The sequence below is a fragment of the Janthinobacterium sp. SUN137 genome (genome assembly GCF_030587265.1).
Taxonomy (GTDB): Bacteria; Pseudomonadota; Gammaproteobacteria; order Burkholderiales; family Burkholderiaceae_D; genus Janthinobacterium; species Janthinobacterium kumbetense.
The window spans coordinates 14,067-38,715 of the sequence record NZ_JAPWHZ010000005.1; the positions used below are offsets into that span (position 1 = coordinate 14,067).

The window sequence follows — 24,649 nt, forward strand, 5'->3', positions numbered from 1 at the left end:
AAAAAAGCTGCGCCCGCAGGCTGCAATACCGCGCCGCGCAACTTGAGCCGTCACAATCAACAATGAATTTCTCTTCCGTGCGCGAAGCCCTGACTTCGCTCAGCCGCAGCAATGCCGGCGTCGCCGGCGCTGTGCTGCTCAGCATGCTCGCCTCCATCGCCCTGTGGACGGTATTCCCGAATATCGACGATGAAAACCACTTACTGGAATGGCTGCAGGCGCTGTTCCTGGCCCTGGCCTGCACCGTGCACGGCACGCGCGCCTGGCAAGAGACTGACCGCCAATCCTTGCGTTTCCTCATGCATGCCGGCTTGTCCGCCCTGCTGTTCGGCTTCCTGTTGCGCGAACTCGATATCGACCAGTTCGGCACGGCGCCCGCCTGGGCGCAGCTGGAAAAAGCCCTGCGCGTGGTGGAATTGCTGATATTGATACGCGTGCTGATCTTTTTCGCACCGCGCGCGCGCAAGGTATTTGCCCATGCGCCGCAGATTTTCAGCATGCGCATCACCATCCTGACGGCCATCGGCGGCTTGCTGATGGTCGCCGGCTGGCCCTTCGACAAGAAGGTCTTCCATGGCATGCCGGACGCCTATGCGCTGCTGGGCGAGGAAGTCTTCGAACTGGGCGCCTATCTGCTGCTGTTCCTCGCATCGCTGTCCGACAGCTCGGCCGCCGCCCGCATCAGCCTGGCGCCGAAGACAAAGCTGGCCTAGCCCAGTTCAAACGAGGATGGCAGCGGCAGCAGTCGCTCCAAGGTAGCGGCCACGCGCAACAGGCGCGGGTCGTCGTCCTCGGCCTCGTCGCAGGTATCGTTGATACAGAAAAACGGCAAGCTGCCGAAACGCGCCGCCAGCTCCTCGAGCTGCTGCGGCGCCTGCACATCGCCGCTGGCGATATGCAGCGGGTCGAGCATGCGCGCCCGCGCCAGCCCCTGATGCACCATCCAGCGCGGCACCAGGTCGGGCAGCAAGGCCGGCACCTGCCACGAGCGGAACACCGTCGCGCGCACGCCGGCAAACATGGTCGGCGCCAACCCTTCCAGTACATGCAGCGCGCTTTTCAGCATGGGCCGCGGCGCATGCGCATACAGGCGCGGTTCATGCCGGTAATCGGCGTAGTGCGCCGACAGCCATTGCCGCGACAAGGTGGCGCAATTGACGGGCGCCGCCACGTCGGCGCGCAAGCCCTGCAGCTCATCCTGCAGCGCGCTCTCCGTGAAAACGCTCAACCGCCCATCCCCTTCCCCGCCAAACCAGAATGCGGGTTCGAACGGCGCGCCGAAAAACACGTCGTCGTTCAGATACAGGAAACGCTCGGACAGACCCGGAATATGGTGCAGATACGATTCGATATGGCCGGAATCGAACACCGGCAGGGATGCGCCGGGCATCAGGCTCGCATGGTCGATCACCGTCAGGCGCTTTGATGCGCGCAGCCAGCGGGGCACTTGCCGGTCCGTCAGCAGGTAGACATGGCCGTGGCCGGGGAAGAAGCGCTCGAGCGCGCGCAGGTTGTAGCGCAGTTCGCCATTGTCGCGGTAGCGCCCCGCCACGTTGCCGTGCAGGGCCAGCTGGCCGGGATGCGCCTGCGCCCAGGCGGCATATGCCTGCTGCCGGCGCGCGCGCCAGGCGGGATCGGCGCCGTCCACCCACAGGTAGACGATGTCGATGCCGCTCAAGGCAGAGGGCTGGAGCCTGGCGCCGCCACGCAGTAATCGGCGATGGCGGCAAGCACGCTGGCGTTCTCGCCCACCGCCTCGACCACCTTCAGGCGCAGCGCCGGATGCTGCTGGCGCAATTCTTCCAGCAACAGCGGCAAGTCGCGCAGCACATGCCCGCCCTGCCCCAGGAACACGGGCACCACGGTGGCGTCCAGGATGGCGCCGGCGGGCAGCTGGGCCAGCAGGGTCGCCACCAGTTCGGGCAGGCGCGGCGTCATCAGTTCCAGGAAGGCCAGGTGCACGCCGGTGCCCGGCATGCGCGCCTGGGTCAGGTCGCGCAGGCGCTCGAAGGGCGCGGCCCACGATGCGGCGCGCGCGCCATGGGCAAACAGGATCAGCGCCTGCTGCACGTTCGTCTCCATCAGTGCCGCTCCACCCACCACAGGGCGCCCAGCGCCAGCAGCAGGTACAGGGCGCTCGGCGCCACAGCCGTCAGGAAGGCCGGCCAGGTGCTGAGCAGCCCGAGATGCGAGAACAGGGTGTTGACCAGCATGAAGCTCACGCCGATCATGATGCCGATGAAGATCTTCAGGCTGATGCCGCCGCTGCGCGTGTGCATGTAGGCGAACGGCAGCGCCAGCGCCATCAGCACGAAAATGGCCAGCGGATCGATCAGCTTTTTCCAGAAGGCGATGCGGAAACGCTCGGTTTCCTGCTTGTTCTCGGCCAGGTGGCGCGTGTACACGGCCAGTTCGCTGGCCGACATGCGCTCGGGATCGGACGCCGACACCGTCAGGATCTTCGGCGTCACTTCCGACGTCATGTCCTTGCTGGCGCTTTGCACCGTGCGCACCAGGCTCGTTTCCTGCCCATAGTAGTTCGCCAGCTTCGGCTCGAAGCCTGGCGAGGCGGCCGCGCTGTTCGAGAACGACGTTTCCGTCACCTCGGTCAGGCGCCAGATATTATTGCCCTGATACGTAGCTCCCTTGGCCACGGTCAAGGTGCGCAAACGCATATCGGTGTCAAATTCATACAGCTTGACGTTTTTCAGCTGGCCGTCCGGACGCGCTTCGCCGACATTGAAAAAGCGCGAACCGGTGACGGTGCCCGTCAAGCCCTCGCTCTTGACCATGTCCTTGGTCCACAGGCCGGAGCGAAACTCGCTCGACACGGCCGCGCCGCGCGAGGTCAGCTTGAGGCGTTCGGCCAGCGGTTCCGTGCGCGGCGTGATCAACTCGCCGAAGATGAAGGTGATGACGACGAAGACGATACCGATGCGGAACAGGAAACCGGCCGCCATCGCCGTCGACATGCTCGATGCGCGCATGATGGTAAATTCGGAGCTGGCGGCAAACTGCGCCATCGTGTAGATGGTGCCGATCAGCGCCGCGATCGGCATCACCTCGTACACGTGTCCCGGCACCAGCACCAGCACGTACAGGAAGGCATACTGGATGGTGTAGCCGTTGCGCCCCACCTTGGGCAGCTCGCCCGTCAGGTCGATGAAGGCTTGCAGTGCCAGGAAGGCCAGCAGCACGAACAGCACCGCCTGGAATATCGAGACCGCAAAATAGCGCTGTAAAATCTTCATTTCGATGCCGCTTTACTTGTGTTGCCGGCGCGGCGCGCGCGCTTGAAAGCCGCCAGCAAGACCAGCGGATGATAGCGGTGGTTCACATTCAGGCGCCACGCGAACAGCCCCACCACGGCCAGCGCCGCCAGCAGGTGCAACGGCCACCAGGCCAGACCGAATGTCAGCCGGCCCTGCTTCACGCTCGCTTCGATGACCTTGATCAGGTTGCTGTACGTAAAGAAAATCAGCAGGGCGATGATCAAATTGGTCGAACTGCCGGCACGCGGATTGACAAAGCCCAGCGGAATGGCCAGCAGGATCAGCATCAGGCCGATCAGGGGCGCACTGACACGCCACAGCAGTTCGGCCATGGTGTAGGGGTTCGGCTCGGCGATGAGCGCCATGGTGCTCATGGCGCGCACGCCCAGTTCCGCGCCCAGTTCCTGCTGCTTGCTCTCGATGCGCATGATGTACTGTTCGAATTCCATGGTCTGGAAGTCCGCCTGCGTCGGCACGCCCTGGTAGCGGCGGCCGCTCTTGAGCACCAGGAAGCGTTCGCCCTTGGCGTCGGTATTGATCACGCCTTCCTTGGCGACGACGACGACGGCGCTGCCTTTTTCATCGACTGTATTGACGAAGACGTTCTGCACCACGGTCTTCTCGCCGCTGACGCCCTCGACGAAGAAAATGCGGTTGCTGCCGGCCGATTCGCGGAACTGGCCAGGCGTGACTTTCTGCAGGTCTTCGCGCTTCTCGAAGCGCGCCACGTATTCATCACTCTTCTTTTGCGCCCACGGCGTGGCGTACAGGCTCAGGATGCCGGTGGCCAGCACCAGCGGCAGGCCGAAGCTGAGCACGGGCCAGATCCAGCGCGACAGGCTCAGGCCGGAGGCGAACCACACCACCATCTCCGACTCCTTGTAGCTGCGGGTGACGACCATCAGCACCGAGATGAAACCGGTGAGGATGAGGATGGTGGGCAGCTGCATCAGGGCGGAAAAAACCATCAGGGACATGACGTCGGACGACGCGATCTTGCCGCCCGCCGCCTTGCCGAGAATACCGATCAGCATCCAGGTGAGCAGGATGCTGAACAAAACTGTGAAGGTGGCCCCGGCGGCACTAGCCAATTCACGTCGAAGGGCGCGTTGAAAGATCATTCGGAGTTTATAATTCGGGTCAGTTAGTTGAGTAACACGTTACTAGTAAATGAAAACGGAGAACCAAATGGACTTTAGCATAAAAGCATTCGATACCAAGAGCACCCTCGGCACGGCCAAAAGCGGATGCATCGCGGTTGCGGTATTCGAAAACAAAAAACTGTCGCCAGCGGCAAAATCGCTGGACAGCAAGGGTGCGATTTCGGCTGCGCTGAAGTCCGGCGACATCAGCGGCAAGCCTGGCAGCACTTTGCTGCTGCGCGCAGTCGATGGCGTCGCCGCCGAACGTGTTCTGCTGGTAGGCATGGGCAGCGATGACGCTGTCAGCGAAAAAAGCTTCACGACCGGCGTACAAGCCGCACTGAAGGCCTTCGGCTCGCTGGGCGCTGCGGACGCCATTATCGCATTACCGCTGACTGAAGTGAAAGAGCGCGACGTAAATTGGGCAATCCGTTGCGTGGTGCAAGCCGCCCACGACAGCGAATACCGCTGCGACTCGCAAAAAAGCAAAAAAGATCCAGCACCGGCAGGCGTGCGCAAGATCGTCCTGGCGGCGCCTGCAACGGCAGCTACGCGCGGCGCGCTGGCGCAAGCCATCGCCATCGCCAACGGTTCCGACCTGACGCGCAACTTGGGCGACCTGCCGGCGAACATCGCCAATCCGACCTACCTGGCCAACACGGCCAAGCAGCTGGCCAAGGATTACAAGTTCGAAGTCGAAGTGCTGGACCGCAAACAGCTCGAAGCGCTGAAAATGGGCAGCTTCCTGTCCGTCACCAACGGCAGCGAGCAGCCGCCGAAGTTCATCGTCCTGAAACACATGGGCGGCAAGGCCAAGGATGCGCCAGTGGTCCTGGTCGGCAAGGGCATCACCTTCGACACGGGCGGCATTTCGATCAAGGCCGGTCCTGGCATGGATGAAATGAAGTACGACATGTGCGGCGCCGCCTCGGTCCTGGGCACCTTCCGCGCCATCGGCGAAATGAACCTGAAGCTGAACGTCATCGGCGTCATCGCCGCGTGCGAAAACATGCCGTCGGGCCGCGCCACCAAGCCGGGTGACATCGTCACCTCCATGAACGGCCTGACCATCGAAGTGCTGAACACGGACGCCGAAGGCCGTCTGGTGCTGTGCGATGCGCTGACCTACGCCGAACGCTTCAAGCCCGCAGCCGTGGTCGATATCGCCACCCTGACGGGCGCTTGCGTCGTGGCCCTGGGCCACCACAACAGCGGCCTGTTTACGCGCAGCGATGCGGCGCATGACCAGCTGGCCAATGAATTGCTGGCAGCAGGCAAGCAGTCGAGCGACACGGCATGGCGCATGCCGATCGAAGAGGCGTACAACGAGCAGCTGAAGTCGAACTTCGCCGACCTGGCCAACATCGGCACGCCAGGCGGCGGCTCGGTGACGGCAGCGGCCTTCCTGGAAAACTTCACCAAGAAGTACACCTGGGCGCATCTGGACATCGCCGGCACGGCGTGGAAGTCGGGCGGCTCGAAGGGCGCGACCGGCCGTCCCGTCCCCCTGCTGACGACGTTCCTGATCAACCGCGCGTAAGAGAACGCCAGACCAAACCTACTGCGCGGGGCTATTGGCGGCCGGCGATGCTCGCTGTACATAAAGTACAGCTGCGCTTCTCGGCCACCACTAGCTCCCGCTCGCTACGGTTTTGTCCGGCGTCGTTACGCAAGAAGACAGCCGCCATGGTCACTGACCCTGGCGGCTTTTTTATGTGCAGTTGAATCAGTAGACGACGGGATTGGGCAGAGGCGATGGCGCCACTTTCGGCTGCACCACCGCTTCCGGCACGGCGGCCGCTGGCGGCGGCGCTGAAATCGGCGCGGGCGGCGGTACCAGGCGCGCGGGGTCCTGCATGACGATGGTCAAAATGGACGGGTAGTCGAAACCGGCGCCCGTGTTGCGGTCGACGAAATAGCCGACGCCCAGGGTCAGGATGACATTGCCCCATACGCTGCCATTGAGCTTGGGATCGATATGGTCGTCCGTCGCGATGGCGGGCGAACCGTGCTTGCGGCAATCGACCTTCAGCGGTTCCTGGCTCTTGCGGATGGTGATGCGCCCGGGCGTGGTAACGAACCACTTGCCCACGTCGTTGCTGAGGATGCAGCCGGCGCCCGTCAACTCGCGGTTGTCCTGGATGGTTTGCACCAGCACCATCTGCTCGGTGTTGCCCGTCAGCGTAGCGCAGCCGCCCAGGCCCAACAGCAGCAGCGTCCTGGCGGCAAAGGGAGCAGACAGCGGCACGCGCATGGGAGCTCGCTTAACGGACGGGAATCGGCTGGTCGCCAGGCACGGCGACGGCGGTGACGCTGTTTTTCGGACTGCCTTCGATCAGGCGGTCGGAATACACGAGGTAGACCAGCGCATTGCGCTTGCTGTCGACCATGCGCACGACGCGCACGTGCTTGAAGAAGATCGAGGCACGCTCGGTAAACACTTCTTCCTGGCGCGGCAGCTTGCCCTTGAATTGCAGCGGCCCCACCTGGCGGCACGCCACGGCCGCATCGGCCTTGTCTTCGGCCAGGCCGACGGCGCCCTTGATGCCGCCCGTCTTGGCGCGCGACAGATAGCAACTGACGCCGGCGACGCGCGGATCGTCATACGCTTCGACGACGATCTTGTGGTCAGGGCCGATCAGTTTGAACACCGTGTCGACCGAACCGATGGTTTCGGCATGCGCCGTGGCGCAGGCAAAGCCCAGCACCAGAGCGGCAGGCAGCAATTTACGCATGAAGAGTATCCCGGGCACGCACGCAGGCGGCCATCAGTTGATGGGAGCGAAACGCTGGACCATAACGCCTTCGACTTCGATCAGTTGAAAGAACACGTCTTTCGGCCGGGTCCATATGGAACCGTCGGCGGCGCGATACACGATCATCGGCGTCAGATCCGCTTCCAGCGTGGCTTCGCACACCAGTTCATAAATGCCGCCCTTGTAGTGCCGATAACGCATCGCCGTCCCCTCAAGCCGTGGAATCTTCGCTCTTGTCGTCGGCCAGTGCCTTCTGCTTCTGCTTCAGGCCCTGGATCACTTTCAGTATGCCTTCCATGCCGGCCGCGCCATCGGCGCCGCTGAAGGCGTCGAGCACCTCATTGAGCACCTTGTTGCGCACGGTCGCTTCATCGGAAGACATTTCCAGCGCGCGCTGGGCTTTCGCCGCCTTTTCGGCCGCGCTCACGCGCGGCTTGGCAGCCGTCTTGCCGTGCGTCAGAGCAGCCTGCCAGATAACCCAGCGGCGCTGGGTCTCGAAAATCAGGTACTCATCCGGTTTGTCTTCTCTTCGCCGCACAATGTGGCCGTCACGCTGCGCCCACGCTTCAAATGCAGTTCGCATTTTCTTCCTTTGCAAATGCTACGCGCAAGTCTCACTATTAAAACTGCAACATTTCAAAATAGTACCATCTATTGATGTCGCAAAACAGTCTCATAGATATAGTACTGCAATTTATATAACAAGTCTGGCGGCGCCAAGGACGGAATTGACACTCCGTCCCCGGCACAGTGGTCATGTAATCGGAATAGCAATTACAACTAATTACAACTGCTTCCTGTTCGGTTCTTAACTTGGCTGTAACAAAGCCGTATGACACAGTTGTTACACGGTGCCATTTTAGTAGTTTTTATCGCGTTTTAGCGAGAAACTTTACACCTTTGTCGCGTTAAACGGCCAGACGCATCCTGCCGCGCCAGCCACTTATGCCAAATCAAACATAGGGGTTGATCAATGATACACAAAAACATAATATTCATGCGCCACGATTGGTTAAGTATAAATATTTTATTTGCACTCTTTTTCCCGGCAAGTAAATAAAGCCCGCACCGGCCAGGCAGCGCAGGACGCCGGCGACACGCATGCGGTAAGATTCGCGCCTATCGATACCTATTCAAGCAAGGATTTTTCCCATGAAACTCGCCACCTGGAACGTCAATTCGCTCAAAGTGCGCCTGCCGCAAGTGCTGCAATGGCTGACGGACAACCCGGTCGACATACTCTGCCTGCAAGAAACCAAGCTCACGGACGACAAGTTTCCCGTCGCCGAAATCGAGGCGGCCGGCTACCAGGTGGTCTTCAGCGGCCAGAAAACCTACAACGGCGTGGCCATCCTGTCGAAGCTGCCGATCACCGACGTGGTGAAGAACAACCCGCGCTATGAAGATGCGCAGCAGCGCATCCTGGCCGCCACCGTCAAAGGCGTGCGTGTCGTCTGCGCCTACGTGCCGAACGGCCAGAGCATCGATTCGGACAAGTACGAATACAAGCTGGGCTGGCTGGCAGCCCTGCACGACTGGCTGGCCGAAGAAGCGCAGCAGCACCCGCAACTGGCCGTCGTCGGCGACTACAATATCGCGCCCGACGACCGCGACGTGCACGACCCCGTCGCCTGGGCCGGCCAGGTACTGGTGTCGGACAAGGAACGCGCCGCCCTGCAGCGCCTGTTCGACCTCGGCCTGACAGACGCCTTCCGCCTGTTCGAGCAGGCCGACAAATCGTTTAGCTGGTGGGATTACCGCCAGCTGGGCTTCCGCCTGAACAAGGGCCTGCGCATCGACCACATCCTGCTCTCGCCCGCCCTCGCCGCCCGCTGCACGGCCTGCGTCATCGACCGCGTGCCCCGCAAGTGGGAACAGCCGTCCGACCATGCGCCCGTCGTGGCCACCATCGACTAGACAAGGCGCGCATCATCGACAATGGAGCACTCGCCCCGCAAATGGGAACAGCCGTCCGACCACGCGCCCGTCGTGGCAACGATTGATTAACTAAGGGCTATCCGCTCCAGCAATGCCTGCGCGTTCACGGCAGGCACGGGCGCGGAAAACAGATAGCCCTGCGCATAGCGGCAGCCGTTCGCCTGCAGCAGGGCGAACTGCTCTTCCGTCTCCACGCCCTCGGCCACGGCCGACAATTGCAGGCTGTCGGCCAGCGCGATGATGGCCGCCACGATGGCGCGGTCCTCTCCGCTGTGTTCGAGGTCCTTGATGAAGGCGCGGTCGATCTTGACCTTCTTCACGGGGAAGCGCTTCAGGTAGGCCAGGCTGGAATAGCCGGTGCCGAAATCGTCGATCGACAGGCGCAAGCCCATGCCATTGATCTGCCGCAAAATCTCCAGCGTATGCTCGCCGTGCTGCATCAGCGCCGTCTCGGTGATCTCGAATTCCAGCAGCGCCGGATCGATGCCCGTTTCCCGCACCACGGTCCCGATGGCCGCCACCAGGCCCTTGTGCATGAACTGGCGCGGCGACAGATTCACTGCCAAGGGCACGGGCTGCAAGCCCTGGCGCTGCCAGGCCATGCTTTGCTCGCACGCCTGGCGCATCACCCACTCGCCCACCGGCACGATCAAGCCGTTTTCCTCCATGATGGGGATGAAGCGGTCCGGCAGCACCAGGCCGTGGCCGGGACGGCGCCAGCGCAGCAGCACTTCCATGCCGTGCAGCCGGCGCGTGGCGATATCGATGACCGGCTGGTAAAACAGCTCGAACTGCTGCAGCGCCAGCGCCGTGCGCAAGCTGCTTTCCAGGTCGAAGTGCAGGGCCGCCGCCTGGTTCATCGTCTGCGTGAAGAACTGGTAGTTGTTGCGGCCATTGCCCTTGGCGTGGTACATGGCCGCATCCGCATGGCGCATCAGCGCGTCGACATCGCCGCCATCGTCCGGATACAGGCAGATGCCGATCGACGGCGTCACGTGCAGCACGTGGCCGTCGAGCGGAAAGGCGGGCGTCAGCGCCTCGATGACCTTCTCGGCCACGTGCGCCGCTTCGTCGCTGCCGCGGATGCCCGGCACCAGCACGACGAATTCATCGCCGCCCAGGCGCGCCACCGTGTCGCTGGCGCGCACGGCGCCGCACAGCCGGGCGGCCACTTCCTTGAGCAGCAGGTCGCCCGTCATGTGGCCCAGCGAATCGTTGATGGTCTTGAAGCGGTCCAGGTCGATGAACATCACGGCCAGCTTGCGCCCGGAGCGCTGCGCGGCCAGCATGGCCCGCTCCAGCCGGTCCGACAGCAGCGCGCGGTTCGGCAAGCCCGTCAGGTTGTCGTGGTACGCCATGTGATGCACCCGCGCCTCGGCCTGGCGCCGCTCGACGATTTCGCCCTGCAGCAGCAGGTTGGCGCCGGCCAGTTCGGCCGTGCGCTCCTGCACGCGCAATTCCAGCTCGTCGCGCGCGCGGCGCACCGCCTCGGCCGCCTCGCGGCGCGCCGTCACGTCGTCAACCAGCCACACGGAACGGCCATGCGCATGCGCCAGGTCGAACGGCCGGCCGGACAGGCGCGCCCAGAAGCGGCTGCCATCCTTGCGCACCAGCTGGTATTCGGACATGTGCACCCTGCCCGCATCGAAATCGCGCGCCGTCTCGCCGCGCGCCGCCTTCCACGCGGCCACGTCGGGATACAGGGCCTGCACCGACAGGCCGTTGATCTCGCCCGCTCCATAGCCGAACAGCTCTTCCATCTTGCTGTTGGCGCGCAAATTGTGGCCGCCCTCCACCACCGAGATGCCCAGCACGGCGCTGTCGAGGATGGCCTGGTTTTCCAGCAGCGCGTTGCGCAGGGATTCTTCGGCGCGCTTGGCTTCCGTGCGGTCCTCGATGATCCAGATGGTGCCGGCGGCGGGATCGTCGGGATTGACGACGTAGGCGATCAGCTGCGCCCACAAGGTGCTGCCGTCGCGGCGCATCATTTCCACTTCCGTCTGGAAGGGCTTGGCCACGGACAGGAAGGGAAAGGCCGCCGCGCCCAGCAATTCGTACGATTGCTGCGACACGTACAGCGCGCGCCCGGGCAAGCCCAGCGCCTCGTCGCCGCTGTAGCCGAACATCGCGGCAAAGCCCAGGTTATAGCGCGTGATCTGGCGGTTCTTGGTATACAGGATGCTCACCGAGGCATTCGTCATGATGGCCGCCACTTCCATCTGCGTCTGGCGGCTGGCCGTGACGTCTTCCAGGATCCAGATGGCGCCCTGTTCGCTGTGCGCCTGGTCGACGGCCTTGGCGCGGATGCGGCACCAGAACAGGCTGCCGTCGCGGCGGCGGAACAGCGATTCATCCTGCTCGTACGGCAAGCCCTGTCCCAGCAGCGGCGTGGCTTGCACGCCAAACGCCTCGTAGGCGGCGGGGGAAGGAAACAGCTCGGCGGCGGGCAAGCCCGTCATCTCCTCCTGCGCGTAGCCGAACATTTCGGCGAAGCGGGGATTGCAGCGCAGGACCAGGCGCGAACGGGAAAACAGGATGCCGACGGAGGCGTTGTCGAGGATAGCCTGCTGCTCCAGCATCAGCTGGCGCGTCGCCTCCTCGGCCGCCTTCTGCGCGCTGCGGTCGTCGAACAGCCAGATCGTGTCGCGCAGGCCGCGGTCCGTCTGGCTCTCCGGATTCAGGACATAGCCATACGCCAGCGCCCAGAAAGTGGAACCGTCGCTGCGGCGCATCTCCATCTCGCCCTGGAACGGCTGGCCGCGCCGCAGCAGGGGCGACGCCTGCCTGACGACATTTTCATACGCCGCGCGCGACGGATACAGGTCGGCGACGGCCATGCCCACGCCGCTGTCGCCATCGAAGCCGAAGCATTCGGCGAAGCGCCGGTTGTAGCGCAGCACGCCCTTGTCGCGCTGAAAACCGATGGCCAGGGGCGCGTTATCCATCACGGCCTGCATTTCCAGCATGGCGCGGCGCAGCTGGTCTTCATCGCGCCGGTGGTCGCTGATATCCTCGATGATCCAGACCGTGCCGTCATGCGTATTGAGGGGATCGACGGCGCGCCCGTGCAGGCGGCTCCAGAACAAGCTGCCGTCCTGGCGCCGCAATTCCAGTTCGGTGCGGTACGGCTTGCCCTTCGACAGCAGCGGCGCCGCTTCCAGCCCCAGGGCGCGGCAATGCTCGGCGGAGCGGTACAGCACCGCGCCCGGCATGCCCGTCAACTGGTGGCGCGCATAGCCGAGCATCTCGGCGGCGCGGATATTGCACTCCTCGATGAAGCCGCCTTTGGAAAAGACGATGCCAACGGCCGCGCTTTCCAGGATGGCCTGCTGCTCGAGCAAGGTCTTGCGCAAGGCTTGCTGGTCGCGCTGCTGCACGCGAATGTCGGCAAACACGAGGGTCGCGCCGGGCAAGCCATCGTCCACCAGCAGGGGCCGGGACCAGACCTGCACGGCGATGGCGCCCGCCGCCCCTTCCAGACTGCTGTCCCAGTGCCGCTCGCGCCCGGCCGCACCGAGCGCGCCGCGCAGCATGCTGGTGCTCGACGCGCGGTAGGCGTCCGTAAAGCAGTCGGCCAGCAGCCGGCCCGCGATATCCCGGCCCAGCAGGGCCTGCAAGGCGCCATTCGCCGCCACCACCATGCCGCAGGCATCGCAGGCGCAGGCCGGCAAGGCGATCAGTTGCAAGGCATCGGCGATGAAATCGGGACTGGTCGGTACGCGGTTCATGGACACCATGGGACGGTTAAGGACAAGATAAACATGCGCCTGGGAAAAGGATTCCTACAAGCATCATGGTGCTGCTAGATCATAAACCAGTTTCCCACGGTTTTTTCATATTCCTTATTGGCAATATCTGAAACACCACAGACCACCTGCAACACGCCCGTTGCAAGGCCGTTGCATGGCTGGAAAATGAAACAAATCGTTTAGAATAAAGCATGCGCCGCCCTCCCCAACCTCCGCTCGACCACCGCGACAAACCCGTCATCTGGACCGTCTCCGTCTCGCGCCTGTTCGACCTGTTCCGCGACATCACGCTCGAATACGACGACCTGGCGACGATCGAACCGATCAACCTGGGTTTCGACGACGCCGTGCGCCACATCCGCGAACGCATGGCCACGGAGCGCTGCGACGCCGTCATCGCCGCCGGTTCGAACGGCGCCTACCTGAAAGGCCGGCTGTCGGTACCCGTCATCATCGCCAAGGCCAGCGGCTACGACGTGATGCAGGCGCTGGCGCGCGCGCGGCGCATCTCGCCGCACATCGGCGTCGTCACCTACCAGGATCCGATGCCGGAACTGGCCGAATTTGCCGCCACCTTCGGCTTCCAGATCGCGCAGCGCACCTACGCCACCGAGGAAGACGCGCGCGCGCAGATCAATGAACTGAAGGCGGCCGGCGTCAAGGCCGTCGTCGGCGCGGGGCTCGTCACCGACCTGGCCGAGGAAGCGGGACTGGCCGCCGTCTTCGTGTATTCGGCCACGGCCATCCGGCGCGCCTTCGACGACGCGCTGGAACTGGCGCGCCTGACCCAGATCGAATCGAACCGCGGACGGCGCGCGGTGGTGGCCGACACCCTGCGCGCGCGCCACGGCCTGCACGATTTGCGCGGCGAATCGGAAGCGATGGAAGCGCTGCGCCAGTCGGTGGTGCTGTATGCCCGCTCGCCGGCGACGGTGCTGATCCAGGGCGAGACGGGCAGCGGCAAGGAACTGGTGGCGCAGGCGATCCACCGTGAAAGCCCGCGCAGCCTGGGCGCGAACCGGCCCTTCATCGCCATCAATTGCGGCGCCATCGCCGAATCCCTGCTGGAATCGGAACTGTTCGGCCACGAGGATGGCGCCTTCACGGGTGCGCGCCGGGGCGGCCATGCTGGCCTGTTCGAGGCGGCCAACCACGGCACCCTGTTCCTCGACGAAATCGGCGAAATGCCGCTGGCCCTGCAAACGCGATTGCTGCGCGTGCTGGAAGAGCGCGAAGTGGTGCGCGTGGGCGGCACGCGGCCCATCGCCATCAATGTGCGCATCATCAGCGCCACCCACTGCGACCTGGAACAGCGCATCCGCGAAGGACGCTTCCGCTCCGACCTGTTCTACCGCCTGGCCGTGCTGCGCCTGCATCTACCCGCCTTGCGCGAACGCGCCAGCGACATTCCAGGCCTGGCCGAATGGTCGCTGAAAAACGCGCTGGCGGCGCTGGGCGCCCGTCCGCATCCCAACCTGCACGCGGAAATCCAGGCTTGCGCGCCGCTGCTGCGCCGCTACGACTGGCCCGGCAACGTGCGCGAACTGCGCAACCTGGCCGAACGCCTGGCGCTGTTCCTGGCCGCCGAACCGCTGCAGGCGCTGACGCCCGCCTTCGTGCTGGGCGTGGCGCCGGAACTGGCCAACGCTGCCGGCACGGCGGCGCTGCCGCCCGGGGCTACCACCACCGCCACCGCTACGGCCGCGCCGCGCCTGGAAGACGAAAGCGCCAGCGCCGTGCTGGCGCGCTTCGGCGGGCGCCGCGACGCCGCCGCCCAGTACCTCGGCATCAGCCGTACCACCTTGTGGCGCCGCCTGCGCGCCGGCTGACTTTTCCAACCAGACAAAAAACACCATGGACGACTGGGCTCACTTGCACGATTTATGGCAGCGCTGCACGGGACAAGGCGCCGCGAGCGGCAACCCGGGACTGGCGCGCGACCACAGCGACATCAAGGCGCTGTACGCACGCGGCATTTCGATGGAAGACGCGCTGCACTTCCTGTATCAGCAACGGCCGACCCTGCAAGCCTACACGGACTGGATCGCCGCGCGCACGCGCCCACGCCCGGCCCACGCCGGCAGCCCGCACGAGGACGTGCTATCCGTTGCCGAGCTGCGCCATTTCGAGGAGCACGGCTACCTGGTGCTGCGCGGCGCCGTGCCGCGCGCGCAGTGCGCCGCTGCCCGGGCGGCGATCTGGGACTACCTGGGCGCCAGCCCGGACGATGCGGCATCGTGGTACCAGCCGCATCCGGGCAAGCGGGGCCTGATGCTGCAGTTTTCCGACCACCCTGCCCTCGAGGAAAACCGCCACGTCGCGCACATCCGCCACGCCTACCAGCAGCTATACGGCACTGGCGCCGGCATCTACGCCAGCATCGACAAGGTGAGCTTCAATGCTCCGGAAACGCCGCAGCACCGTTTCCTCGGCAGCGCCCTGCACTGGGACGTCAGCCTGCAGCAGCCGATTCCATTCAAGCTGCAAGGCATGCTGTACCTGAGCGACTGTCCCGCGCAGCATGGCGCCTTCCACTGCGTGCCCGGCTTCCAGCACCGCATGGCCGGCTGGCTGCGGCAAGTGCCGCCAGGGCGCCAGCCGCGCGAATGGGCCGTCGACGACTTGCGGCCCGTACCCGTCGAAGGCATGGCCGGCGATTTCATCATCTGGCACCAGGCCCTGCCCCATTGCGCCACGCCCAACCGCGGCCCGGCGCCGCGCATGGTGCAATACCTGACCTACCATCCGGACCACTGCCAGGACCACGATGGATGGATCTGAGCCGCTCATCCTGCCCTGGCGCCGCTCATCCCGCGGCGCTGGCCGCGCGTTCCCGGCGCCGCTAGCATGGTCGTCAAGGAGGAGTACCCCATGAAACGAACACTGCAAACATTGATCTTGCTCAGTACGGCGCTGCTGGCGGGCGCCAGCCAGGCCGCCGCGCCCAATGCCTTCACGGTCGAGGTCACCGGACAAGGCCGTCCCCTGATTCTGATTCCCGGCCTCGCATCCTCGGGCGAAGTGTGGCAAGCCACGGTGGCGCGCCTGTGCGGCCCGCAGGCCGCGCGCCAATGCCACGTGCTGACATTGGCCGGCTTTGCCGGCGTGGCGCCCATCACAGGCGACCTGCTGGCGCAGGCGGAACAACAGCTGGCCGACTACATCGGCACCCGCAAACTGGGCCAGCCGGCCATCATCGGGCATAGCCTGGGCGGCTTCCTGGCCCTGAAAATGGCCATCGACCATCCCGCCCAGACGGGCAGGCTGGTGATCGTCGATTCGCTGCCGGCGCTGGGCGCGACGCAGCTGCCCTCCATCACGCCGGAGCAGCTGCAAGCCATGTCGCAGCAGATGCAGGCGGCCATGCGGGCCCAGGATGCGGCGGCCGCCAGCGCCAGTCAGCGCCGCACCGTCGCGGCCATGGCCAGCGCGCCGGCCGACGTGGAACGCATCGTCGGCTGGGGCCAGCGCTCGGACCGCGAAACGGTGATCAAGGCCATGGGCACCCTGATGGCCAGCGATTTGCGCCAGGACGTGGCGAAAGTGCAGTCGCCCACGCTGGTGCTGGGCACCTGGATCGCCTATAAGGACTACGCGCCGCGCGCCGCCATCGAAGCCACGTTCCAGCAACAGTATGCACAGCTGCCCGGCGTGCAGATCGCGCTGGCCGACACGGCGCGCCACTTCATCATGTACGACCAGCCGGACTGGATGTTCGGCCAGATCGAGCAATTCCTGCGTTGAGCCATGACGCCAACCCACCGCCCCCCGTTGCTGGCTCGGATCGACTGGTACTGGACCTTCCAGCTGGCCGGCTGGGGCGCGCTGGCCCTGTTCAACAGCGTGTACGGCGGCTCCTCGCAACTGCGCATCGTCGCGACCATCGCCTGCTGGGGATCGCTGGGCGGCTTGCTGCTGTCGCACCTGTGGCATGGCGTGCTGCGCCGGCGCGGCTGGGCGGCAAACGGCTTGCGCTGGAAACGCATCGTGCCGTCGCTGATCCTGCTGGCCGCCATCCAGACGGCCAGTGTGACGGCCGCCTTCCACGTCATGTATCCGCCCGACATCCTGCGCGGCATCGCCTGGCTGCCTGGCGCGCTGCTGTTCTGGTTCGGGGTCTTCCTGACCTGGACGGTGTTCTACTTCACCGCGCTGTCGCTGCGCCGCGCCGCTCGCCTGGAAGCGGAAACCCTGCGCCTGCAGCTGCACGGACGGGAGGCCGAACTGCGCGCCCTGCAGGCGCAAGTCAATCCGCATTTTTTCTTCAACAGCCTCAATAGCGTGCGCGCGCTGATCTTCGAAGACCGCGAAGCGGCCGCGCACATGATCGACCAGCTGGCAGGCCTGATGCGCCACGCGCTGCAATCGGGCCAGCACGCCACGGTGCCGCTGGCGGCCGAACTGGACGCCGTGCGCGCCTACCTGGCCATCGAACAGATACGCTTCGAGGAACGCTTGCGCGTCAGCTTCGCGATCGAAATCGGCGCGCCCGACCTGGAACACGTGCGCGTGCCGCCCATGGCCCTGCAGACGCTGGTGGAAAACGCCGTCAAATACGGCGTCGAAGCGAGCGCCGAGGGCGCCGACATCCGCATCGCGGTGCGCCGCGCCAGCCCCGCCGACGGCGCGGCCATGCTGCAGATCGACGTGACCAACACGGGCGCCTTGCGCGAACCGGGCAACTCCACCTGCGTCGGCCTGCGCAATGCGCGCCAACGGCTGCAACTGGCTTGCGGCGAGCGCGCTAGCCTGGAATTGCGCGAACAGGCCGGCTGGGTGCATGCCACCATCCACCTACCGGAGCGGGCATGAACGGCCAGCCGCTCAAGGTACTGCTGGTCGATGACGAGCGCCTGGCGCGCGCCGAGCTGCGACGGCTGCTGGCGCCGCATGTGCAGCGCGGAGCCGTGGAGATCGTGGGCGAGGCGGCCAGCGCGGCCGACGCCATCGCGCAGATCGGCAAGCTGCGGCCCGACCTGCTGCTGCTCGACGTGCAGATGCCGGGCGGCTCCGGCTTCGACCTGCTGGCCGCGCTCGATGATGCCCCCGACGTCATCTTTTGCACGGCCTTCGACCAGTACGCGCTGCAGGCGTTCGAGGTCAGCGCCCTCGACTACCTGCAAAAACCCGTGCAGGCGGCACGCCTGGCGACGGCGCTGGCACGCGCCGGCGCGCGGGCGCAAGCCGTGCCGCCGCCCGCGCCGCGCAAAGTCTTCATCAAGGATGGGGAACGCTGCTGGTTTGTGGCGTTTGACGACATCCGCCTGCTGGAATCGGAAGGCAACTACACGCGCGTGCATTTCGGCGCGCAGCGCCCGCTGATGCTGCGCACCCTGAACCAGCTGGAAGAAAAGCTCGATCCCGCCCTGTTCCTGCGCGCCAACCGGCGCCAGATCGTCAACCTGGCGCAGGTGGCGCAAGTGGCGCCGAATGCGGCCGATAGCCTCGACCTGCGCCTGCTGGATGGCAGCGTGGTCGAGGTGTCGCGCCGCCGCGCGCAACAGTTCAAGGCCGCCTGCGGCCTGTAGCGGGACTACTTCAGCGCGGGGATCGGCTGCGCCTGGAAAGCGGGGCGCGGCTGCTCCCTGAGCTTTTTCGCCAGCATGTCGAGCGCCACTTCCAGTTGGCGGTCGGCGCCATTGAAGGTGGCGTGCGGCGGATTTTCCACCTCCACGTCCGGCACCACGCCCACGCCTTCGATCAGCCACTGGCCGTCGATGCCGAACTGGCCGTTTTCCGCCACGCGCGCCATGCCATTGTCGGCCAGGCGCGTATTGTCGCTGAGCCAGACGCCGGCGCCGGCCGTGCGCTTGCCCACCAGCGGCGCCAGGCCCAGGGCCTTGATGCCGGCAGCGAAGGTCTCGCCATCGGAATACGTGAGTTCGTCGACCAGCACGACCAGGTGGCCGCGGAAGGTATTCTGCATGTTCGACGACGGCTGCACGCCCGGCGGCGCCCAGTAGGCCCAGGCCTTGCGCAGCAGTTTTTCAATGATCCAGCTGTCGATATTGCCGCCGTTATTGCGCCGCACGTCGATGACCAGGCCTTCGCGGTTGACGTTCGCATAAAAATCGCGCGCGAACGAGGCGATGTCGTTGGGGCCCATGGCGCGCAAATGCAGGTAGCCGATGCGCCCCTGCGAGGCGGCCGCCACCTGCTCGGCGCGGCTCAATTCCCAGTCGCCATAGCGCAGCGCCGTCTGTTTCGCCATGTTGACGGGCGTGACGATGACGGCGCGCGGCGCGCCTTTGCCCCGCTTGACCTGCAACAGCACCTGCTTGTCGGCCTGGTTCAGCAGCAGGTCGCTGATGTCGCGCGCGCCCAAGACGTCCTTGCCGTTGACGGCCGTGATCACGTCGCCCGCCTTCACCTCCACGTCGGGCCGCGACAGGGGTGCGCGAGCCGAGGGCAGCTCCGCTTCGCTGCGGTAGACATGCTCGACCCGGTAGCCGTCGCTGGTGCGCGCCAGCACGGCGCCCAGGCCCGCCGGCGTGCCTTCCTGCTCCGTGCGGCGCAATTCGCCGGGGCGGATCTGCGAATGCAGGGCGCCCACTTCGGCCACCATCATGCCGAGCACGTCATTGAGTTCGGCGCGGTCCGTGACCCGCTCGACCAGCGGCGCATATTTGTCGCGCGCCGCCTTCCAGTCCACGCCGCGCATCTTCGCGTCGTAGAGAAAATCGCGGTGCAAACGCCAGGCGTCGTTGAACATCTGCTTCCATTCCAGGCGCGGATTCGACACGAAAGTCCAGTCGTCGACCTTGACCTTGGCCTTCGACAGGTCGGCCGGCAGCTTGGCGCCCGCCTCGATCACCAGCATCTCGCCCGGTCCCGTGGCTGCCGCCGTGCGGTAGTACAAATGCTTCTTGTCCTGCGCCAGGTCGAATTCGCGCACATTGGCCACCAGCAATTCCGGCTTGGAGCCGGTGTTGCCAATCGCCAAGGTCTTCAGGCTGGACTTGTTTTCGCCGCTGTCCCGCTCGAGGAAATACAGACGCTTGTCATCGGCGGCCAGCGCGCTGTAGTTGCCCGCCGCCAGCGGCACTTCATACAGGCGCTCGGCCAGGCCCTGGCTGACGATGGCCGGCAATGCCGCCGGCGCCTTTTTCACGGCCGTCTTTCCGCCCGCCTTTTCCAGCGCTTTTTCCGCCGCCGATTCGGCGGCCTTTTCATCGTCCGTCTCGGGCGGTTTCACTCCCGGACGGCTCAGCTCATCGTCGGGCTGGAACGGGAAACGGTTGCCCGGCTGCAGCGCCAGCGCATACACGCCGGTGCGCTTGTCGAACACGGGCCCCATGTTGCGGTCGCCCCATGGCGAACCGTTGGCCAGCTGGAAATTGCGCGCCGACAAGAAATACAGCCAGCGCCCGTCCGGCGAAAACACGGGCGAACCAGACGTGTAGCGGTCGCTGGTGACGAATTGCAGCTGCTTCGACGCGAGGTTGTACAAGCCTATCTGCTCGCGCTGCTCGTTGCTGGCCACGCGCACGATGGCCAGGTTGCGGCTGTCGGGCGACCATTGCACTTCGTCGTGCTTGTCCACGCCCGCCTTGCCCGCATCGTCGATCAGCGCGTTGCCCCTGGTCGCCAGGTCCAGCAGCCAGAAACGGCCCTTTTTATCCGTGTGGGCCAGCCAGCGCCCGTCCGGCGACGGATACAATTTCCAGCGGTGATTATCGCCCTGCGTCGTCAGCTGCTCGCCCTTGCCCGAGCCATCGGCGGCGTACTTCCAGATTTCATTCTCGCCGCTCGTGTCGACGATGGCGAAGACGGATTTCTCGTCGCTGGAAAAGACGGCGTCGCGCGCCCGCGCCCCTTCCGGAATGGCGATGTCGACGCGGCGCAGGCTGCCCGTGCCGGCGATGCTGACACGGCCCCTTGCAGTAAGGATGATGCGCTCATCCTTGCCCGACACCTGGACATTGCTCAAGGTATCGAGCGGCGAACGGATCTGGCGCGCGCGCTGCTGGTCGAAATCGGACACGAGGCTGATGGCCAGCGGCTGCGAAGCGCCCGTTGCCGGGACGTTCAGGTCCAGCACGTGCAAATCGGCGCCCAGCTGGTAGACGATCTTGCCGTCGCCCAGGGCAGCATTGCGCACGTCCCACTGCGTGTGGCTGGTCAATGCGCGGCGGTCGGAGCCGTCGGGCAGCATGCTCCACAGATTGTCGCTGCCGCCCGCGTCGCTGATATAGTAGACACGGCCCTGCCACCACATGGGGCGCTTGTTGTTGCCAGCCAACACAGCGGGTTCCGTGTGCATGCGCACGGCCTCGCCCTTGCCATCGAGGTCGTAGCGCCACAGGACGGCATGCGCGCCGCCCCGGTAGTTGCGCACATTGTCGTTGGTCATGGCCAGGCCGAAACGCGTGAAGAACAGCGTCTTGCCGGCGTCGTCGAGCACGGCATCGTTGGCGTCGGCCACGGGAAACACGCGGCGCGTCTGTTTCACGGGATCGATGGCGGCGACGATGCGGCGCGACGCGGGACCGTCCGTATTTTGCGTGCTGACCAGCACTTCGCCCTGCGCCGTCCAGCCCAGCACCAGCACGCCGCCATTGTCGTACGAAATACGGCGCGGCAAGCCGCCGGCCAGCGGCATCACATACGCTTCCTGCGCCCCTTCATAGGCGGCGGAAAAGGCGATCCACTGGCCATCGCGCGAAATCGCCGCATTCGTTTCATAGCCCGGATGCGTGGTCAGGCGCTGCGCCGCGCCACCGCGCAGATTGCTTTTCCACAAGTCACCTTCGGCCGTGAAGACGACGGTATCGCCGCGCACGGCGGGAAAGCGGAAGTAGCTGCCGGCAGGCGCGGCAGCGGCGGCAGCGCTCCCCAGCAAGCCGGCGGAAAACAAGAGGAAGGCGAGAGTACGGGAAATTTTCATGTAGGCAGTCTTTCAACGAGCAGTCAGCGGTCATGGAAACGATGCGGGGCAAGGCCGACACCGGGATCCCGATTCTTGCATAGCTAATGCAAAAGCAATACCTTTTTTTAAACAAGGCAATTTGCATAATAGTTTCCATTACTCACTTACGGGCGTAAAAAAACCCGCGCCACTTGCGTGGGCGGGTTTTTGTTGACGGCAGGAAGCTTATTCCACTTCCACCGTTTCCGGCGCAGCCGTCGGCGCCGCATCTGGCGGTTCCGGGAATTCCAGCAAGACCTGGTCCTTGTCGTCGAGGTCGACCGTGACCCGTCCGCCCGTCACCAGGCGGCCGAACAGCAGTTCGTCGGCCAGGGCCTTGCGGATCATGTCCTGGATCAGGCGCGCCATCGGCCGCGCGCCCATCAGCGGATCGAAGCCTTTCTTGCCGAGGAAAGCGCGCAGCTTCTCGGTAAACACGGCTTCGACCTTTTTCTCGTGCAACTGCTCTTCCAGCTGCATCAGGAACTTGTCGACCACGCGCAGGATGATTTCCTGGTCCAGCGAACGGAAGCTGATGGTCGCGTCGATGCGGTTGCGGAACTCCGGCGTAAACATGCGCTTGATGTCGGCCATCTCGTCGCCAGCCTGCTTCGAGTTGGTGAAGCCGATCGACGTCTTTTGCAAGCTTTCCGCTCCCGCATTCGTCGTCATGATGATGATCACGTTGCGGAAATCGGCTTTGCGGCCATTGTTGTCCGTCAAGGTACCGTGATCCATCACTTGCAGCAGGATATTGAAAATGTCCGGATGGGCTTTTTCAATTTCATCGAGCAGCAAGACCGCATGCGGCTTCTTGGTGATCGCTTCCGTCAGCAAGCCGCCCTGGTCGAAACCGACGTAGCCCGGTGGCGCGCCGATCAGACGGCTGACGGCGTGGCGTTCCATGTATTCCGACATGTCAAAACGGATCAGCTCGATACCGAGGATGAAGGCCAGCTGTTTCGCCACTTCGGTCTTGCCCACGCCGGTCGGACCGGAGAACAGGAAGGAGCCGATCGGCTTGTCCGTCTTGCCCAGGCCGGCACGTGCCATCTTGATGGCCGACGCCAGCGCATCGATGGCCGGATCTTGCCCGAACACAACATTGCGCAAGTCGCGGTCGATCGTCTGCAGCTTGCTGCGGTCGTCCTGGTTGACCGTTTGTGGCGGAATGCGGGCGATCTTGGCGATGATGTCCTCGATCTCGGCCTTGCCGATGGTTTTCTTTTGCTTCGACTTCGGCAAGATGCGCTGCGCTGCGCCCGCTTCATCGATGACATCGATCGCCTTGTCAGGCAAGTGGCGGTCGTTGATGAAGCGCGCCGCCAGTTCGGCCGCCGTCGACAGGGCCGACGCCGAGTATTTCACGCCATGGTGCTCTTCGAAGCGCGATTTGAGGCCGCGCAAGATTTGCACGGTTTGCTCGACGGTTGGCTCGTTGACGTCCACTTTCTGGAAGCGGCGGCTCAAGGCATGATCTTTCTCAAACACGCCGCGGAATTCCGTGTACGTGGTCGCGCCGATGCACTTCAATTGACCGTTGGCCAGTGCCGGTTTCAGCAGGTTCGACGCATCCAGGGTGCCGCCCGACGCCGAGCCCGCACCGATGATGGTGTGGATCTCGTCGATGAACAGGATGCCGTTCGGATTGTCCTTCAGCTGTTTCAGCACGGCTTTCAGGCGCTGTTCGAAGTCGCCGCGGTATTTGGTACCGGCCAGCAAGGCGCCCATGTCCAGCGAATACACGACGGCATTCTGCAGGATTTCCGGCACGTCGCTTTGCGTGATGCGGTAAGCGAGGCCTTCGGCGATGGCCGTCTTGCCCACGCCCGCCTCGCCGACCAGCAGCGGATTGTTCTTGCGGCGGCGGCACAGGATCTGGATCACGCGGTCGACTTCTTCCTCGCGGCCGATCAGCGGGTCGATCTTGCCTTCGGCAGCGGCCTTGTTCAGGTTTTGCGTGAACTGGTCGAGCGGGCTTTCCTTCGGCTGGCCGTCGACGGGCGCCTCTTCCACGCCTTCGGAGGCTTTCGCGCTTTCCGTCGACTGGTCCTTGCGCACGCCATGCGAAATGAAATTGACCACATCCAGGCGCGTCACGCCCTGCTGGTGCAGGTAGTAGACAGCATGCGAATCCTTTTCGCCGAAGATGGCCACCAGCACATTGGCGCCCGTGACTTCCTTCTTGCCATTCGAGGCGGACTGGACGTGCATGATGGCACGCTGGATCACGCGCTGGAAACCAAGCGTCGGCTGGGTGTCGACTTCGCCCGTGCCAGGCACGGTCGGCGTGTTATCGCCGATGAAATTGGTGAGGGTCTTGCGCAGGTCTTCAATATTGACCGCGCAGGCACGCAACACCTCGGCAGCGGAGGGATTGTCCAGCAGTGCCAGCAGTAAATGCTCAACCGTGATGAATTCGTGCCGTGCCTGCCGAGCTTCGACAAACGCCATGTGCAAACTTACTTCTAATTCCTGCGCAATCATACTTCCTCCATCACGCACTGCAGGGGGTGCCCCGCCTTGCGCGCATGCGTTAAAACGAACTCCACTTTGGTACACGCTATATCTTTAGAGAACACGCCGCACACTCCTTTGCCGTAGCGATGAACACTGAGCATGATTTGCGTCGCCGTTTCACGGTCCTTGTTGAAATACTCCTGAATGATGGCCACCACAAATTCCATGGGGGTGTAGTCGTCATTGAGCAAGGCTACCTGGTAGAGCGGTGGCGGCTTCAGCACTTGCCGCTCCAGCAGGGTTTCTGTGTCGTGCTTGGTTGCCATACGCTTATTCTAATGCTTTCACAGTGGTTGTCATGCGCAATATCTACGCCTTTCCAATTGTTTTCAATCTTACGCGTTTTCTTAATAGTGCGCAGATG

General features: G+C 64.3%; 20 protein-coding genes. 8 read left to right on the plus strand and 12 right to left on the minus strand.

Features of this window, described 5'->3' with window-relative positions; genetic code table 11:
- Positions 1–62 precede the first annotated feature (62 nt).
- Entirely contained in the window at positions 63–713 is a 651-nt protein-coding gene (locus O3298_RS24090; protein ID WP_305060715.1) for a hypothetical protein, read from the plus strand.
- Here the strand turns inward: O3298_RS24090 and O3298_RS24095 are convergent.
- The 4 genes from O3298_RS24095 to lptF are packed head-to-tail and all read right to left on the minus strand — an operon-like array spanning position 710 to position 4,393.
- Positions 710–1,678, minus strand: a complete 969-nt coding sequence (locus O3298_RS24095) for a Stealth CR1 domain-containing protein (RefSeq protein WP_305060716.1) — start codon at positions 1,676–1,678, stop codon at positions 710–712. The genes O3298_RS24090 and O3298_RS24095 overlap by 4 nt on opposite strands.
- Positions 1,675–2,082: a sirohydrochlorin chelatase gene (locus O3298_RS24100; protein ID WP_289918441.1), complete on the minus strand. Its 408-nt coding sequence runs from the start codon at positions 2,080–2,082 to the stop codon at positions 1,675–1,677. Before O3298_RS24100 ends, O3298_RS24095 begins: the two co-directional genes overlap by 4 nt.
- Positions 2,082–3,251: an LPS export ABC transporter permease LptG gene (gene lptG, locus O3298_RS24105; RefSeq protein ID WP_289900075.1), complete on the minus strand. Its 1,170-nt coding sequence runs from the start codon at positions 3,249–3,251 to the stop codon at positions 2,082–2,084. Before lptG ends, O3298_RS24100 begins: the two co-directional genes overlap by 1 nt.
- On the minus strand, positions 3,248–4,393 hold the full coding sequence (gene lptF, locus O3298_RS24110) for an LPS export ABC transporter permease LptF (protein ID WP_077401100.1): 1,146 nt from the start codon (positions 4,391–4,393) through the stop codon (positions 3,248–3,250). Before lptF ends, lptG begins: the two co-directional genes overlap by 4 nt.
- A gap of 67 nt (positions 4,394–4,460) precedes the next feature.
- Between lptF and O3298_RS24115 the strand changes: the two genes are divergently transcribed.
- A complete protein-coding gene (locus tag O3298_RS24115) occupies positions 4,461–5,954 on the plus strand; it encodes a leucyl aminopeptidase (protein WP_305060717.1) in 1,494 nt (497 codons plus the stop codon).
- A gap of 186 nt (positions 5,955–6,140) precedes the next feature.
- On the opposite strand, the gene O3298_RS24120 is transcribed toward O3298_RS24115, so the two are convergent.
- The 4 genes from O3298_RS24120 to O3298_RS24135 are packed head-to-tail and all read right to left on the minus strand — an operon-like array spanning position 6,141 to position 7,753.
- Complete coding sequence (locus O3298_RS24120; RefSeq protein ID WP_305060718.1) at positions 6,141–6,668, minus strand: hypothetical protein; 528 nt, start codon at positions 6,666–6,668, stop codon at positions 6,141–6,143.
- 10 nt (positions 6,669–6,678) lie between these two features.
- Positions 6,679–7,149 carry a CreA family protein gene (locus tag O3298_RS24125; protein WP_152251683.1) on the minus strand — a complete coding sequence of 157 codons (471 nt, stop codon included), beginning with the start codon at positions 7,147–7,149 and terminating at the stop codon, positions 6,679–6,681.
- Between the two features lie 33 nt (positions 7,150–7,182).
- Positions 7,183–7,371 carry a DUF1653 domain-containing protein gene (locus O3298_RS24130; protein WP_034782199.1) on the minus strand — a complete coding sequence of 63 codons (189 nt, stop codon included), beginning with the start codon at positions 7,369–7,371 and terminating at the stop codon, positions 7,183–7,185.
- 10 nt (positions 7,372–7,381) lie between these two features.
- Positions 7,382–7,753, minus strand: a complete 372-nt coding sequence (locus O3298_RS24135) for a hypothetical protein (protein WP_034751548.1) — start codon at positions 7,751–7,753, stop codon at positions 7,382–7,384.
- A gap of 569 nt (positions 7,754–8,322) precedes the next feature.
- Here O3298_RS24135 and xth point away from each other — a divergent pair.
- Entirely contained in the window at positions 8,323–9,087 is a 765-nt protein-coding gene (gene xth, locus O3298_RS24140; RefSeq protein ID WP_305060719.1) for an exodeoxyribonuclease III, read from the plus strand.
- An 86-nt stretch (positions 9,088–9,173) separates the two neighbouring features.
- On the opposite strand, the gene O3298_RS24145 is transcribed toward xth, so the two are convergent.
- Positions 9,174–12,836, minus strand: coding sequence for an EAL domain-containing protein (locus tag O3298_RS24145; RefSeq protein WP_305060720.1), 3,663 nt, complete (start codon positions 12,834–12,836; stop codon positions 9,174–9,176).
- A 212-nt stretch (positions 12,837–13,048) separates the two neighbouring features.
- Between O3298_RS24145 and prpR the strand changes: the two genes are divergently transcribed.
- The 5 genes from prpR to O3298_RS24170 all read left to right on the plus strand — a co-directional run bounded on the left by prpR (position 13,049) and on the right by O3298_RS24170 (position 18,385).
- A complete protein-coding gene (prpR, locus tag O3298_RS24150; RefSeq protein ID WP_305060721.1) occupies positions 13,049–14,686 on the plus strand; it encodes a propionate catabolism operon regulatory protein PrpR in 1,638 nt (545 codons plus the stop codon).
- Positions 14,687–14,711: 25 nt separating this feature from the next.
- On the plus strand, positions 14,712–15,638 hold the full coding sequence (locus O3298_RS24155) for a phytanoyl-CoA dioxygenase family protein (protein WP_305060722.1): 927 nt from the start codon (positions 14,712–14,714) through the stop codon (positions 15,636–15,638).
- Positions 15,639–15,728: 90 nt separating this feature from the next.
- On the plus strand, positions 15,729–16,601 hold the full coding sequence (locus O3298_RS24160; protein ID WP_305060723.1) for an alpha/beta fold hydrolase: 873 nt from the start codon (positions 15,729–15,731) through the stop codon (positions 16,599–16,601).
- A gap of 3 nt (positions 16,602–16,604) precedes the next feature.
- Positions 16,605–17,669: a sensor histidine kinase gene (locus tag O3298_RS24165; RefSeq protein ID WP_305060724.1), complete on the plus strand. Its 1,065-nt coding sequence runs from the start codon at positions 16,605–16,607 to the stop codon at positions 17,667–17,669.
- Entirely contained in the window at positions 17,666–18,385 is a 720-nt protein-coding gene (locus O3298_RS24170; RefSeq protein WP_305060725.1) for a LytTR family DNA-binding domain-containing protein, read from the plus strand. The genes O3298_RS24165 and O3298_RS24170 overlap by 4 nt, the downstream gene beginning before the upstream one ends.
- Positions 18,386–18,390: 5 nt before the next feature.
- On the opposite strand, the gene O3298_RS24175 is transcribed toward O3298_RS24170, so the two are convergent.
- The 3 genes from O3298_RS24175 to clpS form a co-directional block, all read right to left on the minus strand.
- A complete protein-coding gene (locus tag O3298_RS24175; protein ID WP_305060726.1) occupies positions 18,391–21,744 on the minus strand; it encodes a S41 family peptidase in 3,354 nt (1,117 codons plus the stop codon).
- Between the two features lie 207 nt (positions 21,745–21,951).
- Positions 21,952–24,252, minus strand: a complete 2,301-nt coding sequence (gene clpA, locus O3298_RS24180) for an ATP-dependent Clp protease ATP-binding subunit ClpA (protein ID WP_035825884.1) — start codon at positions 24,250–24,252, stop codon at positions 21,952–21,954.
- On the minus strand, positions 24,249–24,551 hold the full coding sequence (clpS, locus tag O3298_RS24185) for an ATP-dependent Clp protease adapter ClpS (protein WP_034751577.1): 303 nt from the start codon (positions 24,549–24,551) through the stop codon (positions 24,249–24,251). The genes clpA and clpS overlap by 4 nt, the downstream gene beginning before the upstream one ends.
- Positions 24,552–24,649: the final 98 nt, after the last annotated feature.

Coding starts and splice junctions, on each gene's coding strand:
- clpS (WP_034751577.1), bottom strand. CDS start 24,551: ATGGCAACCAAGCACGACACAGAAACCCTGCTGGAGCGGCAAGTGCTG.
- O3298_RS24130 (WP_034782199.1), bottom strand. CDS start 7,371: ATGCGTTATCGGCACTACAAGGGCGGCATTTATGAACTGGTGTGCGAA.
- O3298_RS24165 (WP_305060724.1), top strand. CDS start 16,605: ATGACGCCAACCCACCGCCCCCCGTTGCTGGCTCGGATCGACTGGTAC.
- O3298_RS24170 (WP_305060725.1), top strand. CDS start 17,666: ATGAACGGCCAGCCGCTCAAGGTACTGCTGGTCGATGACGAGCGCCTG.
- lptG (WP_289900075.1), bottom strand. CDS start 3,251: ATGAAGATTTTACAGCGCTATTTTGCGGTCTCGATATTCCAGGCGGTG.
- O3298_RS24125 (WP_152251683.1), bottom strand. CDS start 7,149: ATGCGTAAATTGCTGCCTGCCGCTCTGGTGCTGGGCTTTGCCTGCGCC.
- O3298_RS24100 (WP_289918441.1), bottom strand. CDS start 2,082: ATGGAGACGAACGTGCAGCAGGCGCTGATCCTGTTTGCCCATGGCGCG.
- O3298_RS24115 (WP_305060717.1), top strand. CDS start 4,461: ATGGACTTTAGCATAAAAGCATTCGATACCAAGAGCACCCTCGGCACG.
- O3298_RS24090 (WP_305060715.1), top strand. CDS start 63: ATGAATTTCTCTTCCGTGCGCGAAGCCCTGACTTCGCTCAGCCGCAGC.
- xth (WP_305060719.1), top strand. CDS start 8,323: ATGAAACTCGCCACCTGGAACGTCAATTCGCTCAAAGTGCGCCTGCCG.
- O3298_RS24135 (WP_034751548.1), bottom strand. CDS start 7,753: ATGCGAACTGCATTTGAAGCGTGGGCGCAGCGTGACGGCCACATTGTG.
- lptF (WP_077401100.1), bottom strand. CDS start 4,393: ATGATCTTTCAACGCGCCCTTCGACGTGAATTGGCTAGTGCCGCCGGG.
- O3298_RS24175 (WP_305060726.1), bottom strand. CDS start 21,744: ATGAAAATTTCCCGTACTCTCGCCTTCCTCTTGTTTTCCGCCGGCTTG.
- O3298_RS24145 (WP_305060720.1), bottom strand. CDS start 12,836: ATGAACCGCGTACCGACCAGTCCCGATTTCATCGCCGATGCCTTGCAA.
- O3298_RS24160 (WP_305060723.1), top strand. CDS start 15,729: ATGAAACGAACACTGCAAACATTGATCTTGCTCAGTACGGCGCTGCTG.
- clpA (WP_035825884.1), bottom strand. CDS start 24,252: ATGATTGCGCAGGAATTAGAAGTAAGTTTGCACATGGCGTTTGTCGAA.
- O3298_RS24120 (WP_305060718.1), bottom strand. CDS start 6,668: ATGCGCGTGCCGCTGTCTGCTCCCTTTGCCGCCAGGACGCTGCTGCTG.
- prpR (WP_305060721.1), top strand. CDS start 13,049: ATGCGCCGCCCTCCCCAACCTCCGCTCGACCACCGCGACAAACCCGTC.
- O3298_RS24155 (WP_305060722.1), top strand. CDS start 14,712: ATGGACGACTGGGCTCACTTGCACGATTTATGGCAGCGCTGCACGGGA.